The sequence below is a fragment of the Acuticoccus sediminis genome (genome assembly GCF_003258595.1).
GTDB classification, from domain to species: Bacteria; Pseudomonadota; Alphaproteobacteria; order Rhizobiales; family Amorphaceae; genus Acuticoccus; species Acuticoccus sediminis.
Window position 1 is genome coordinate 283,923 of record NZ_QHHQ01000003.1, and the last position, 13,624, is coordinate 297,546.

11 protein-coding genes are annotated in these 13,624 nt (G+C 68.5%); all 11 read right to left on the reverse strand.

The genetic code is table 11. From position 1 onward, the window contains the following. Positions 1-109: 109 nt before the first annotated feature. The 11 genes from DLJ53_RS15560 to nuoL all read right to left on the reverse strand — a co-directional run bounded on the left by DLJ53_RS15560 (position 110) and on the right by nuoL (position 13,623). Entirely contained in the window at positions 110-1,822 is a 1,713-nt protein-coding gene (locus tag DLJ53_RS15560; protein WP_146619971.1) for a bifunctional AfsR/SARP family transcriptional regulator/alpha/beta hydrolase, read from the reverse strand. 242 nt (positions 1,823-2,064) lie between these two features. Further along, on the reverse strand, positions 2,065-2,751 hold the full coding sequence (gene gph, locus DLJ53_RS15565; RefSeq protein ID WP_111346809.1) for a phosphoglycolate phosphatase: 687 nt from the start codon (positions 2,749-2,751) through the stop codon (positions 2,065-2,067). Continuing rightward, positions 2,741-3,439, reverse strand: coding sequence for a ribulose-phosphate 3-epimerase (gene rpe, locus DLJ53_RS15570; protein WP_111347813.1), 699 nt, complete (start codon positions 3,437-3,439; stop codon positions 2,741-2,743). The genes gph and rpe overlap by 11 nt, the downstream gene beginning before the upstream one ends. A gap of 938 nt (positions 3,440-4,377) precedes the next feature. After that, positions 4,378-5,169 (reverse strand): alpha/beta fold hydrolase, encoded by a 792-nt coding sequence (locus tag DLJ53_RS15575; RefSeq protein ID WP_111346811.1) that lies wholly within the window; start codon positions 5,167-5,169, stop codon positions 4,378-4,380. Between the two features lie 123 nt (positions 5,170-5,292). Beyond that, positions 5,293-5,577: a DUF1467 family protein gene (locus DLJ53_RS15580; protein ID WP_111346813.1), complete on the reverse strand. Its 285-nt coding sequence runs from the start codon at positions 5,575-5,577 to the stop codon at positions 5,293-5,295. Next, on the reverse strand, positions 5,577-5,975 hold the full coding sequence (mce, locus tag DLJ53_RS15585) for a methylmalonyl-CoA epimerase (protein ID WP_111346815.1): 399 nt from the start codon (positions 5,973-5,975) through the stop codon (positions 5,577-5,579). Before mce ends, DLJ53_RS15580 begins: the two co-directional genes overlap by 1 nt. 117 nt (positions 5,976-6,092) lie before the next feature. Further along, positions 6,093-7,769 (reverse strand): ribonuclease J, encoded by a 1,677-nt coding sequence (locus DLJ53_RS15590; protein ID WP_111346817.1) that lies wholly within the window; start codon positions 7,767-7,769, stop codon positions 6,093-6,095. After that, entirely contained in the window at positions 7,766-8,500 is a 735-nt protein-coding gene (locus tag DLJ53_RS15595; RefSeq protein ID WP_111346819.1) for a biotin--[acetyl-CoA-carboxylase] ligase, read from the reverse strand. The genes DLJ53_RS15590 and DLJ53_RS15595 overlap by 4 nt, the downstream gene beginning before the upstream one ends. A gap of 2 nt (positions 8,501-8,502) precedes the next feature. Continuing rightward, complete coding sequence (gene nuoN, locus DLJ53_RS15600; RefSeq protein WP_162409251.1) at positions 8,503-9,942, reverse strand: NADH-quinone oxidoreductase subunit NuoN; 1,440 nt, start codon at positions 9,940-9,942, stop codon at positions 8,503-8,505. Then, a complete protein-coding gene (locus tag DLJ53_RS15605) occupies positions 9,942-11,648 on the reverse strand; it encodes an NADH-quinone oxidoreductase subunit M (protein ID WP_202913186.1) in 1,707 nt (568 codons plus the stop codon). Before DLJ53_RS15605 ends, nuoN begins: the two co-directional genes overlap by 1 nt. 37 nt (positions 11,649-11,685) lie before the next feature. After that, positions 11,686-13,623 carry an NADH-quinone oxidoreductase subunit L gene (gene nuoL, locus DLJ53_RS15610; protein ID WP_111346823.1) on the reverse strand — a complete coding sequence of 646 codons (1,938 nt, stop codon included), beginning with the start codon at positions 13,621-13,623 and terminating at the stop codon, positions 11,686-11,688. Position 13,624 lies beyond the last annotated feature (1 nt).

Here is a 13,624-nt window from a genome sequence, read left to right on the forward strand (position 1 = left end):
CGGCGTGGCACGGACCGTGGTGCTGAGCGTGGTATTTTCGTTTGAAGCGCGTTGAATTTCGTCTGTGGCGGTTGACCGTTGTCACCACCGTTGGATCATTCCGCCCTGATCATGGGGCGAGGAACCGCCGAATCGCCGCAACGAGGGTCGCCGTCGCAGGTTCGCGGCCGAGCAGCAGGTGATTTTCGCTCTCGAGGCCGACGAACTCGGCGCACGGGATCTCCGCCGCCAGCGCCCGCCCGGCCGACACCGGCACGAACGCGTCGTTGCGGCTGTGTACGACCAGCGTCGGCGCCGCGACGTGGCGCAGGCGTTCGCGCACGTCGATCCGCGCCATGACGTCGAGAATCCGTGCCGCGTTCGCCGGCGAAGTGGAGCAGGACTGCACCTCGTCGAAGCGCTTCAGCTCCGCCGCGCTCGCGCCCGGGATGCGTTCCTGCGAGAGGATGTGGCGGAGGTACGGGTTGGCCCGGCTCCAGCCTCGCTCGGTCAGGAGCATCACCGCCTCGCGCTCGCGGATCTCCTCGGCGCTGGCCGTATGGCGCCAACCGGCCGCATACCCGCCGACGAGGATGAGGTGCGAGACACGCTCCGGATGGCGGGCCGCGAACTCGATCGACACCGCCGCGCCATGACTGATCCCGAGCAGCGGGACGCGTTCGAACCCGGCCGCGTCGACCACGCGCTCCAGGTCGGCGACCGACCGCTCGAAGCTGATCTCCGGCACGGTCCAGTCGGAGAGGCCGGTGCCGCGCTCGTCGTATCGGACGAAGCGGAAGTCGTCGGCGAGCGAACGGTAGAGATCACCCCACACGGGGGTGCCCCAGTCGAGCTCGAGGTGCGAGGGCCAGCAGCCGGACTTCACCAGCGGCATGCACCCGGGCCGGCCGAGCGCGGTCCAGGCGAGCGTCACGGCGTCGTCGCTCTGCGTGAAGCGGATGGTCTGGTGTGGCGCCGGGTTGTCCTCGCCGACGCATAACGCATCCTTCGGCGCGCCGGCGACCTCGTAGACCGGAGGGGAGAAATCCGGCGGTTGCAGCCCGGCCTCGCGGAAGCTGCGGTCCATCGCGTCCGCCATCGTCGTCGCCTCGTGCTCGCGCCCCAGCTTGCGGCGGGCGAGGACCGACTGCTGCGCGGCCGAGGGGTCGAAGGGCGCGTCGGCGCGCCAGCGCTCGGCCCACTTGTCCGCCTCGTCCGGGGTCAGTTCGGTCGACGTGGCGAGGCGCCGGGCGATGCGGATCCGCAGGCGAACCATCTCGGTGCGCTTCTGCTCGAGCCAGGCGGAGAAGGCGGGCTGGTTGGTGAGCTCGCAGTTTTCCAGCAGTAGCCGGCTGGCGCTCTCCCATGCCTCCTCGAGCCTCGTGACCGGGATGTCCTCGCGCGTGGCGCAGGTGTCGATCCGGTGCGCATCCACGCTGATCGGCGCGGTATCGATCGAGACCTGATCGCGGTCGGAGATGAGGAGCGTCTCGCCGGCCGCGTTGACCAAAGGGCGGAGCTTGCTGAGCGACCAGCGCAGCGCCGCGCGCGGGTCGTCCGGAATTTCCCAGAAGAGCTCGCAGAGCCTCTCGCGCCGCTGCGGCCGCCCGCACAGGACGAGGTAGCCGAGGAGCGCTCGCGTCTTGCGTGACGCCGGCAGCGCGAGGATCTCGCCGTCCAGCGCGATCTCCACCGGGCCGCACGTCTGGACCGTGAGGGTCCTGGGCGGCTCGCTCACCGGCTGGGGGCGCCATGCGGGGCGCCGCTGCCGCTCGCGGGGGCGTCGCCCTCCGGTCGTGACACCACCGCCGGCGATGTCTCTCACGCAAATGACCTGGCTCATGGCGCTCGGCCTCTCCGCCCCGCTCAAAGCAGATCGACGCCCCGCCGGGGTGTTCACGGTGCCTGGGCTCGCGAACGCACGGGTCTGTGGTGCGGCCACAATTACGGTCGATCGGGCAGCGTTCGCTGCCCGAGGCACAGGTGGCAGGCACGAAAGGAAAGTGCTGTGCTGACGAGCACGGACCGTTGGCGCGCCGGCGTGCGATCCGATCCGGCCGACGTGCCGGACCGGACCGCGCCGCCTCAGGCCGAGGCGGCGTCGCGGGCGAGGACGATGCCGAGGAGCGCGGGAATGTCGTCGATCCGGTAGGTCGGCGGGCCGGCCATCTCGAAGGTGTCGTGGTAGCCGGCGGTGTGGAGCGCGAACGGGCAGCCGACCGCTTCGGCCGTGAGGGCGTCGATCTCGCTGTCGCCGACGTAGAGCGTATGGCGTGCCGTCCCGCCGAGCGCCTCGATCGCGGCCATCAGCGGCTCGGGCGCCGGCTTGTTCTGCGGCAGTGTATCTCCGGTGACGACGACGTCGAACGACAGCCCGAACGCCTCCAGGACCACATGTGTCGGCGCCTCGGGCTTGTTGGTGCAGAGCCCGATGGCGATCCCCGCCTCCCGCAGGCGCGACAGCGCTTCCGGGACGCCGGGAAAGAGCACGTTGTCCGATGCCGGCGCTGCGGAATAGATCTTCAGAAAGCGGACATAGTGCGCGTCGACGGCATCGTCGTCGGACGGAAACCCCCGCGATTCCAGCGCGCGCTGGCAGAAGCGCCAGCCGCCGTTGCCGATGAAGGAGCGCGTCTCCTCGATCGTCAGCGGCGCGGCGTCGAGCTCGGCGAGGAAGCGGCTGGCGATGCCCTGCAGGGCCGGGGCGCTGTCGATGAGGGTGCCGTCGAGGTCGAAGACGACGGTCCCGAACGTGCGCGGCTCAGGCTGCATCGGAACGCACCACGCGGTTCGCGGCCTCGCGGATGGCGCGGATGTTGGCGCCGTAGGGAGCCGGGTTCGCGACCGACCCGCCCTTGAAGACGGCCGAACCGGCGACGAGCACGTCCGCCCCCGCAGCGACGACGAGCGGCGCGGTCTCCGGCGTCACGCCGCCGTCGATCTCGATGTGGATCGGCCGGTCGCCGATCATCTCGCGCAGGCGGGCGATCTTGGCGAGCATCGGATGGATGAAGCTCTGGCCGCCGAAGCCGGGATTGACCGTCATCACGCAGACGAGATCGATCCGGTCCATGACGTACGCGATCACCTCGGCCGGGGTCGCGGGGTTGAGCGCGACGCCCGCCTTGCAGCCCGCCGCGCGGATCGCCTGAAGGGTGCGGTCGAGGTGCGGGCCGGCCTCGGCGTGCGCGGTGATGACGTCGGCGCCCGCGTCGGCGAAGGCGTCAATGTACGGATCGACCGGCGCGATCATGAGGTGGACGTCCATGACCGTCTTGATATGCCGGCGGATCGCCTTCACCAGCGGCGGGCCGAAGGTGATGTTGGGGACGAAGTGGCCGTCCATGACGTCGACGTGGACCCAGTCGGCCCCCTGCGCTTCGATCGCCTCGCACTCGCGACCGAAGTCCGCGAAGTCGGCGGACAGGATCGACGGTGCGATCTTCGGCGTGCGGTCCATCTTGGGGGTGCGGTCCATGCCTTTGCTTTCGTTGTGGGCGGTCACGTTGGCCGTCCGCGCGTCGAGACCGTCCCAGACGATGCGCGGGGCGAGGCTGTCCCCGTGGTGAATTCTGGTACCGCCGGGCCGGGCGGCCGGACGGTGCGTTGCGGTGCACTCCGCCGATGTCGCGGAGATTGCGGAGCGTGATGGCGTCGACGCGGCGTCCGACCAGATGGCCTACGGTTGGGGTCGCCGGGTTCTCGCGTTGATATAGTCGCCATGGCCCGTGGCGCACCCCCCGGTCAAGGCGCGCGGCCGGCCTCCGCCTCACTTTTCTGTCGCAGGCAGCCGTGCCGGGACCCGGCGCACTCCCGAATCGCCGGGGCCGCGCGCGGGCGACCTGAAGCGACCGTGCCGCGACGCGCCAGGCGCCCGGCGGCGGGCGGTCACGAGGTCAGACGTGGTCCTTGGGGTTCCGGCCGGCGACGGGGGCCGGCGGGGCCGGTTCGGGTTCGGGTCCGACCGCGGCGGCGCCGACACCTGACGCGGCCTGGAGAGCTATGACCGCTCGCATCGCCTTTTGCTGGTTCTGCCAGTAGATGGCGCGGCGCCGTATCGCGCCCGGCGATGTCGGATACAGTATCATCGTCCCTCCCACGAGCGCGATCCGGCGGGTTCTCCTGTCCCGGCCGGACCTCTCCGCGCCCTTCCCCAGTCACCGTCCTGTCCGGCCCGCGAGCCTCCCGGAGGCCCGCGGCTATGAACGCAACCGCACGGTGCGGCCGGTGAAGTTCCACCGGCAGCGCCACGGCGCGATCAATCGAACCCACGCTCAGTGGTCGGGCCGATCGGCCCTCGACGGTGCGCGGCCCGATCAGGATAAAGGTTCGCCGGGCAAGTTCAACTTACGATTGCTTCTTTGCTCGAGGATTTTCCGTCCCGTGCGTGACGCGAGGTCAGCCCCGGCGCAGCTCCGGCAGGATGACGTCGAGGAAGGCCGCCGGGTCGGTCTGTGACACGGCGTGGCCGCCCCACTCGAGGAGCGCAAGCCGCGCACCGGGGATCCCGGCGGCCATCGCCTCGGAACAGTGCGGCGGCGTCAGGATGTCGTCCCTCGCGCAGACGATCAGCGGTTCGCCCCCGGTCAGCGCCAGCCGGTCGCGCCGGTCGAACCTCACGATCATGTCGATCCGCGCCAGCATCGTCTCGACCGGCGGGCTGAGGGCGATCAGCCCGTCCACCACGGCCCGGCACATCTCGATGTTCTCGGCGATCCAGCGCGGCGGGTAGAGGAAGATAGGGGTGCTGCGCTGGTAGGGCTCCATCCCGCTGTCGGCCAGCATGTGCCGGCGCATCTCGAAGCACATGTCGAACACCGGATCCGGTCCCGGCCAGCCGGCGAAGAGGATCAGCCGCCGGAGCCGCTCCGGCGCGGTCTCGCCGAGGACCTGTCCGACCGCCGCGCCGGTGGAGTGCCCGAGGACGTGGGCGGCATCGATCTTCAGGTGGTCCATCAGCGCGACGACATCCTCCGCCAGCGCCTCGACGGTGTGGGCGGTGCGACGGGAGATCGTCTCGCCGGTGCCCATGTGGTCGTGCGTGACCACGGTGAACTCGGCCGTCAGCGCCGGGAGGAGATTGTCCCAGTAGCGCCGCGAGCCGCCGAGGCCGGAGACGAGGAAGAGTGGCGGCCCCTCCCCGGCGACGTCGTAAACCAGGGTGCCGTCGGGACGTTCGAGCGTGGCCATTGTTCGGTCTCTCGCTGTCTGCAGGGCCGCGCGGGGTGGTCCGGTGGTCCACCCCGGCGCGAGCACACTGCACCCTGACCGCGCTTTACAGGAAGATAAAGTGCAGTCGGGGCGAGGCGAGCGTCAGGCGTTCTCGTATTCGGGCACCGGCGGCGGCTTGGGGAGCGGCAGGTCGTCCAGCGTGATGCCGCTGTTGAGGACGAGATAGACGGCGATGAAGACCAGAACCGAGATCACGGTGGTGACGATCACGCGCCGCCGCAGCCCCGTCCGGGCCGGCGCGCCGGGGTCGGCCCCGGCGACGAGGTCCTCGTCCGCCACAGTGCGGCGGTCCCCGAAGGTCAGCACCGGGAAGAAGACCAGCCACCAGATGATGAAGAAGATGGCGATGGCGCTGACGGGATCCATCAGACCTGTTCGAGCTCGGTCAGAACGCCGGACACGTCCTTGGGGTGGATGAAGACCACGGGCTTGCCGTGCGCACCGATCTTCGGCGGGCCGAGCACGCGTGCGCCGCCGGCGGCCACCTGCGCGGCGGCGGCCTCGATGTCCTCGACCTCGTAGCAGACGTGGTGCAGGCCGCCGGCGGGGTTCTTGGCGAGGAAGGCGGCGATGGGCGAGTTCTCGCCGAGCGGCTCCAGCAACTCGACCTTGGTGTTCGGCAGCTCGACGAAGACGACGCGCACGCCGTGCTCGGGAAGGTCCTGCGGCTCGGTGACCTTCGCCCCCATCGCGCCGCGGTACACCTCGGAGGCCGCCGCGACGTCCTGCGTCGCGATCGCCACGTGATTGAGCCGACCGATCATCTCACCCTCCCGTCTGATGGGCCGCGGGGGACGAGCCGAGCCCGCCATACGCCTGTCCCATGGGTCATTTTCCATCGGACTTAGAGAGAAACCGGCCGGACCGGAAGAGGCAGGTCCCTAGGGCGCGCTCACCACGAACACGTGACACAGCGGCTTCTTGCCCCAGTGCTGCGACATGTGGGACCGGATCGCCCGGCGCGCGGCCTGGACGACGGTGTCCCGGTCGCGCCGGCGGTGACGCGGGATCGACTCGACCGCGCCAGCGATCTCGTCGACGAGCTGCTCGCGGAAGGTTTCGCCCTCGTCGTCGCGCGCGGGAATCCCCATCAGCACCACCAGCGGGTCGTCGTCGAGCTCGTAGCGGTCGTCCAGCGTGACGACGGCGGTGACGACGCCGGCGAAGGCGAGCGCCCGCCGCTCGCGCACGTTCGCCTCCTCCGGCGTACGCAGAAGGCGCCCGTCCATGAGAAGGATGTTGGGCTCGATCTCGTCGACCACGGCCGCCGGCGCCGGGTCGAGGCGCGCCATCTTGCCGTTGGAGATCATCACCACGTTGTCGATTCCGTTCGCCTTGGCGAGGCGCTCGTGCGCGGCGAGATGCACCGGCTCGCCGTGGACGGGGATCAGGACCTTCGGCTTCAGCCAGCCGTAGAGCTCGACCAGCTCGTCGCGGCGGGGGTGGCCGGAGGTGTGGACGAGGCCCTGCGAGTCCGTCACCACCTCGATCCCCTGCAGGGCGAGGCCGTTCATCACCTCGTTCACCGCCTTCTCGTTGCCCGGGATCGTGCGGGACGAGAAGATCACGCGGTCCCCGGCCGAGAGCGCGACGCGGGGGTGGTTGTCGCTGGCGATGCGGGCGAGCGCGGCGCGCTCCTCGCCCTGGCTGCCGGTCAGGAGCACCAGCACCTTGTCGCGCGGGAGATGGCCGACGTCATCCTCGCTGAGGAACTTCGGCAGTCCGTCCATGAAGCCGCACTCGGTGGCGACCTCGATCACGCGGCGCATCGCCCGGCCCATCACCACCACGTGCCGGTCGGTGGCGGCGGCCGCCTCGCACACCGCGCGGATGCGCGCGACGTTGGACGAGAAGGCCGTGACGGCGACGCGGTGTGGCGCGCTCGCGATGAACGACTTCAGCCCCTCGGCGACATCGTGTTCCGACGGCGAGCGTCCCGGGCGCTGGGCGTTGGTGGAATCGCACATCAGCGCGATCACCCCCTCCTCCCCCAGCTCCTTGAGGCGCTCCACCCCGATGGGGATGCCGACGCCCGGCTCGGGGTCGATCTTCCAGTCGCCGGTGTGGACGATGAGGCCGTGGTCGGTGCGGATCGCGAGCGCGTTCGGCTCCGGGATCGAGTGCGACACCGGCACGAACTCGACCGAGAACGGGCCGATCTGCAGCGTCTCGCCCTGCGTCACCACGTTGACGTCCGGGGTGACCAGCTTGCCGTTCTCGATCGCCTTGGCCCTGAGGAGCCCGGTGGTGAACTGCGTCGCGTACACCGGCGCCTGAAGGCGTGGCCACAGGTCGAGGAGCGCGCCGTAGTGGTCCTCGTGCGCGTGGGTGATGACGATGCCGACGAGGTCCCGCCGTTCCTCCTCGATGAAGGAGATGTCCGGCAGGATGAGGTCGACGCCGGGGAACCAGCGCCCTTCCGCGAAGGTGACGCCGCAGTCCACCATCAGCCACTTGCGCGCGTGGGGCGGCCCCACGCCGTAGAGGCCGAGGTTCATGCCGATCTCGCCGACGCCGCCCAGCGGAAGGAAGACGAGTTCAGATCCCGGTGCCGTCATGATGCCGCCCGCAGAAAGACGTCACCCGCGGCGATCCGCTCGGACGTGTCGTCGGCGTGGCGAAGGATGAGATGCCCGTCCGCGTCGAGCCCTTCGAAGACGCCCGACCGGGTCTCCGCCTCGAGGCGCACGTCGATCGGCTGGCCGATCCCGGCGGCACGGTCGAGCCAGCGCTGCCGCACGCTCGCGACGCCGTCCGGACGGCCGAGCGCCTCGAGGACGTTCGCGAACGCCGGGAGCAGCGCGCCCTGCATCATCGCCACATCGATATTCGGTTGAAATTCGGCCAGATGCGCCGACGGGGCGGCCGTCGGGTGATGCGTAACGTTCACCCCGAAACCGACCACGACACGCCGCACCGTCCCCACCCATTCGCTCTCGATCAAAATCCCGGACACCTTCAGGCCGTTCACGAGCACATCGTTCGGCCATTTAACGCGCGCGCTGACCCCGAGCGAATCGACCGCATCAGCGAGCGCCACCGCAGCAGCGAGTGGCAGCAGGCCAAACGCGGTCTCAGACCATGTCGGTGAAAACGCGAATGAAGCGTAAAGGTTGCCCGGTTCGGAAACCCATGGGCGTCCCCGACGGCCCCGCCCCGCTACCTGGCGGTCGGCGATGACCCACAATGGCGAGGCGGTGGCGCGCAGGCGTGCCATCGCCTCGTCGTTCGTCGAACCGACGTCGCCGAGATGGACGATCGGCGCCGACTGGGGGTCGGCTCCCATCATCGTCAAAAGAGGCTCTGCGCCGCTGCCGTCGCGGCCGACAGGATCGGCGTCCACACCAGGAAGAAGAGCAGCGAGAACGCGCCGGACACCGCCAGCACCGCCCGCAGCTCACCCGCCATCGGCTCGAAGTGGTCGCGCGGATCGTCGAACATCATGATCTTGATGACCCGCAGGTAGTAGAAGGCCGACACCGCCGAGGCCAGGACACCGATGATGGCGAGCGGGACGAGCCCTGCCTTCACCGCCGCGAGGAACACGTAGAACTTCGCGAAGAAGCCGACCAGCGGCGGGATGCCGGCGAGGGAGAAGAGCAGCAGCGTGAAGGCCGCCGCCATCCACGGCTTGGTGCGCACCAGGCCGGCGAGGTCGGTGATGTCCTCCACCATGCCCTCGTCGGCGCGGCGCATGCCGAGGATGCAGGCGAAGGCGCCGAGCGTCGTGATGAGGTAGATCGTCATGTAGACGACGACGCCGACGACGCCCTCCTCCGACCCCGAGGCCAGGCCGATCAGCGCGTAGCCGATGTGGCCGATGGACGAGTAGGCCATCAGGCGCTTGATGTTGGTCTGGCCGATCGCCGCGAAGGCGCCGAGCAGCATCGACATCACCGAGATCAGGATGAGGATCTGCTGCCACTCCACGAAGGCGGGGCCGAAGGCGCCCATCACCACGCGGGTGAAGAGCGCCATGGCGGCCACCTTCGGCGCGGCGGCCAGGAAGGCCGTGACCGGGCTCGGCGCGCCCTCGTAGACGTCCGGCGTCCACATGTGGAACGGCACGGCCGACACCTTGAAGGCGAGTCCGGCGATGATGAAGACGAGGCCGAAGACCACGCCGAGCGACACGCCGTCCTCGCCGAGGACGCGGGCGATGTCGGGGAACACCGTCGCGCCGGTGAAGCCGTAGACGAGGCTGATGCCGTAGAGCAGCATGCCCGACGACAGCGCGCCGAGGACGAAGTACTTGAGGCCCGCCTCGGTGGAGCGCGTGGAGTCGCGGTTGATCGAGACGGCGCAGTAGATCGCCAGCGACTGCAGCTCGAGGCCGAGGTAGACGCCGATCATGTCGTTGGCCGAGATCATCAGCATCATGCCGACGGTCGAGAGCAGGATCAGCACCGGATACTCGAACCGGGCGAACGACTGGTGCCGCGCGTAGCCGATCGTCATGGCGATGCAGACCCCACCGCCGATGAGCGTCAGGATCTTCAGGTACTGGGCGAAGCCGTCGACGATGAAGGCGCCGTTGAAGGTGACGCTGCCCGCGGAGGTCAGGGCGACGGCGATGATGGCGACGAGCATAGCGACGATCGCCATCACGTTGATCGTCGGGGACGACTCGTCATCCGAGAAGGCACCGGCCATCAGAAGCACGATGGCGGAGACCGCCAGGATGATCTCAGGCAGTAGCGGGGCGAGCGCAGGGAGATCGATATGGTTCATCATTCGCTCGTTTCGGTCTCGTGCGTCTCACCCGTTGAATCGCTGGCGCCGTGGCTCTCGTCCGCGGCACCGTGTTCCGTCCCGGCGGCGCCGTGGGCGGCGGCTTCGCCGTGCCCCTCGCCTGCCGTCGCCATCCCGGCCGCCTCGAGGCCCCGCTCGACCGCCTCGGCCGAGGAGCCTGTGAGGACGGTGAAGGGCGAGGCGTCGATCTTCGGCCCGGCCGGGACGCCGTTGGCGACGGCGACATGGCCGACCAGCTCGTTGATCGAGGCTTCCGTCACGTTCAGCACCGGATTGGGCCAGATACCGAACACGATGGTAAGCACGATCAGCGGCACCATGATGACACGCTCACGCATGTCGAGGTCGACCATGCGGCGCATCGACTCCTTCTCGAGCGGCCCGAGGACCACCCGGCGGTAGAGGTAGAGCGCGTAGGCCGCCGAGAGGATCACGCCGGTGGCGGCGACGACGGCCGTCACGACGGAGGTCTTGTAGGTCCCGACCATCGTCAGGAACTCGCCGACGAAGCCGGACGTGCCGGGCAGGCCGACGTTCGCCATGGTGAACACCATGAAGGCTGTCGCGTACCACGGCATCCGCTGGATCAGGCCGCCGTAGGCCGAGATCTCGCGGGTGTGGGCCCGGTCGTAGACGACGCCGACGCAGAGGAAGAGCGCGGCCGAGACGATGCCGTGGGACAGCATCAGGTAGACGGCGCCCTGGATGCCCTGCGTGTTCATCGCGAAGATGCCCATGGTCACGAAGCCCATGTGCGCCACGGACGAGTACGCGATCAGCTTCTTCATGTCCTGCTGGGCGAGCGCGGTGAGCGAGGTCACCACGATGGCGATGCAGGACAGGGTGAAGACCAGCCACGCGAGTTCCGCCGAGGCGATGGGGAACATCGGCAGCGAGAAGCGCAGGAAGCCGTACCCGCCCATCTTCAGCAGGATGCCCGCCAGCAGCACCGAGCCCGCCGTCGGCGCCTCGACGTGCGCGTCGGGGAGCCAGGTGTGCACCGGCCACATCGGCATCTTCACCGCGAAGGAGGCGAAGAAGGCGAGCCACAGCCAGATCTGCATGCCGGCCGGGAAGTCGTGCTGCATGAGCGCGGGGATCGAGGTCGTCCCGGCGTTCCAGTACATCGCGATGATCGCGATGAGCATCAGCAGCGAGCCCGTCAGCGTGTAGAGGAAGAACTTGAAGCTCGCGTAGATCTTCCGGGCACCGCCCCACACGCCGATGATGATGAACATCGGGATCAGGCCACCTTCGAAGAAGATGTAGAAGATCACGATGTCGAGCGAGCAGAACACGCCGATCATCAGCGTCTCGAGGACGAGGAACGCCACCATGTACTCGCGCACACGGTCGGTGATCGACTTCCACGAGGCGAGGATACAGAACGGCATCAGGAAGGCCGTCAGCACCACGAACGGCATCGCGATACCGTCGACGCCGAGGTGGTAGGAGATCAGCCCCGGGATCCAGTCCGACTTCTCGACGAACTGGAAGCCGCCGTCGGTCGGGTCGAAGCCGAACCACAGTCCCAGCGACAGGACGAAGTTGAAGACCGTCGTGATCAGCGCGACGCGGCGGATGTTCTCCAGCGAGGCGGCGTCGTCACCGCGCACGGCCAGGATGAAGACCACACCTACCAGCGGCAGGAAGATCAGGATCGAAAGGAGCGGCCAGTCAGTCATCGGTCAGCCTCGGCCCGGAACCCAAGCGACGGGCGGATCATAGGTAGCCCCTGTCGAAAGCGATCATGACGGTCACGAACACGGCAATCCCGGTCAGCATCACGAAGGCGTAGTGGTAGAGGTAGCCGGACTGGAAGCGGTGGGCGAGACCGGCGAGGTCCTTCACCCGGGACGCGATGCCGTCCGGTCCGACATTGTCGATCACCCGCGTGTCGTTCTGCCAGAAGATCCGGCCGAGCCAGCGTGCGGGGCGCACGAAGATGACCTCGTAGAGCTCGTCGATGTACCACTTGTTCAGGAAGAACCGGTGGAACCCCGGGGCGCTCTCGATGAACTTCTTCGGCAACGAGGGTTGCAGCACGTAGAACACCACGGCGACCAAGAGGCCCAGCACCATCGCCACCGTCGGCGACAGCACCACCCAGGTGCCGACCTCGTGCATGGCGTGCAGCACGTGGTTGGCAGCCGACTGGAACAGCGCGCCGTTCCAGAACGCGCCGGTCGGCGCGGTCAGGAAGTCGTGCACGAAGATGTAGCCGGCGCCGAGCGCCCCCAGCGACAGGACGGCGAGCGGGATCAGCATCACCAGCCCGGACTCGTGGGCGTGCTTGAAGGTGTCCGCCGGCGCGCGGGTCTGACCGTGGAAGGTCATGAACACCAGGCGCCAGGAGTAGAAGGACGTCAGTGCCGCGGCACCCACCAGCATCCAGAAGCCGTAGAGCGCGAAGGCGTTCTCGCCCACGAACGAGGCCTCGATGATGGCGTCCTTGGAGAAGTAGCCGGCCGTCATTGGGAAGCCGGTCAGCGCCAGCGTGCCGATCATCATCGCCGCGTAGGTGTACGGGATCTTCTTCCAGAGGCCGCCCATGTTCCGCATGTCCTGCTCGTCGTGCATCGCGTGGATGACCGAGCCGGCGCCGAGGAACAGGAGCGCCTTGAAGAAGGCGTGCGTGAAGAGGTGGAAGATCGCGATGCCGTACGCGCCGACGCCGAGGGCCACGAACATGTACCCGAGCTGCGAGCAGGTCGAGTAGGCGATCACGCGCTTGATGTCGTTCTGGGCACAGCCGATCGTCGCCGCGAACATCGCCGTGGTGGCGCCGATGAAGGTGACGAAGCCGAGCGCGTGCGGCGCGAACTCGTAGAGCGGCGACATGCGCGCCACCATGAAGACGCCCGCCGTCACCATCGTCGCCGCGTGGATGAGCGCGGAGACCGGGGTCGGGCCTTCCATCGCGTCCGGCAGCCAGGTGTGGAGGCCGAACTGCGCCGACTTACCCATCGCCCCGATGAAGAGGAGGAAGCAGGCGAGCTCCAGCGCCGGCACGTTCATGCCGAGGAAGTTGAAGGTCGTCTGGCTCATCGCCGGTCCGGAGGCGAACACCGCGTCGAGCTGGACGACGCCGCACAGCGCGAAGATGGTGAAGATGCCGAGGAGGAAGGCGAAGTCGCCGACGCGGTTGACCACGAAGGCCTTGATCGCCGCCGCGTTGGCGGATGGCCGGTCCGACCAGAAGCCGATGAGAAGGTAGGAGGCGAGGCCCACCCCTTCCCAGCCGAAGAACATCTGCAGCAGGTTGTCCGACGTTACGAGCATCAGCATCGCGAACGTGAACAGCGACAGGTACGAGAAGAACTTCGCCTTGGCCGGATCGTGGCTCATGTAGCCGAAGGAGTAGAGGTGCACGAGCGCGGAGACCGTGCACACCACGACGAGCATGACCGCGGTCAGCGTGTCGACCCGAAGCGCCCAGGCGACTTCGAAGTCGCCTGAGATCATCCAGTCGGCGAGCATGACGCGCTCGGTCGGAGCGTCGTTGAACCCCCAGGCGATCAGGATGATCCACGCGAGGATCGCGGAGACGAAGAGCAGACCCGTGGTCACCACCTGGGCGGCGGTGGGGCCGAACTTCCGACCCAGCAGGAATGCGAAGAGGAAGCCGAAGAGCGGCAGGAAGACGAGAAGTTGGACCACC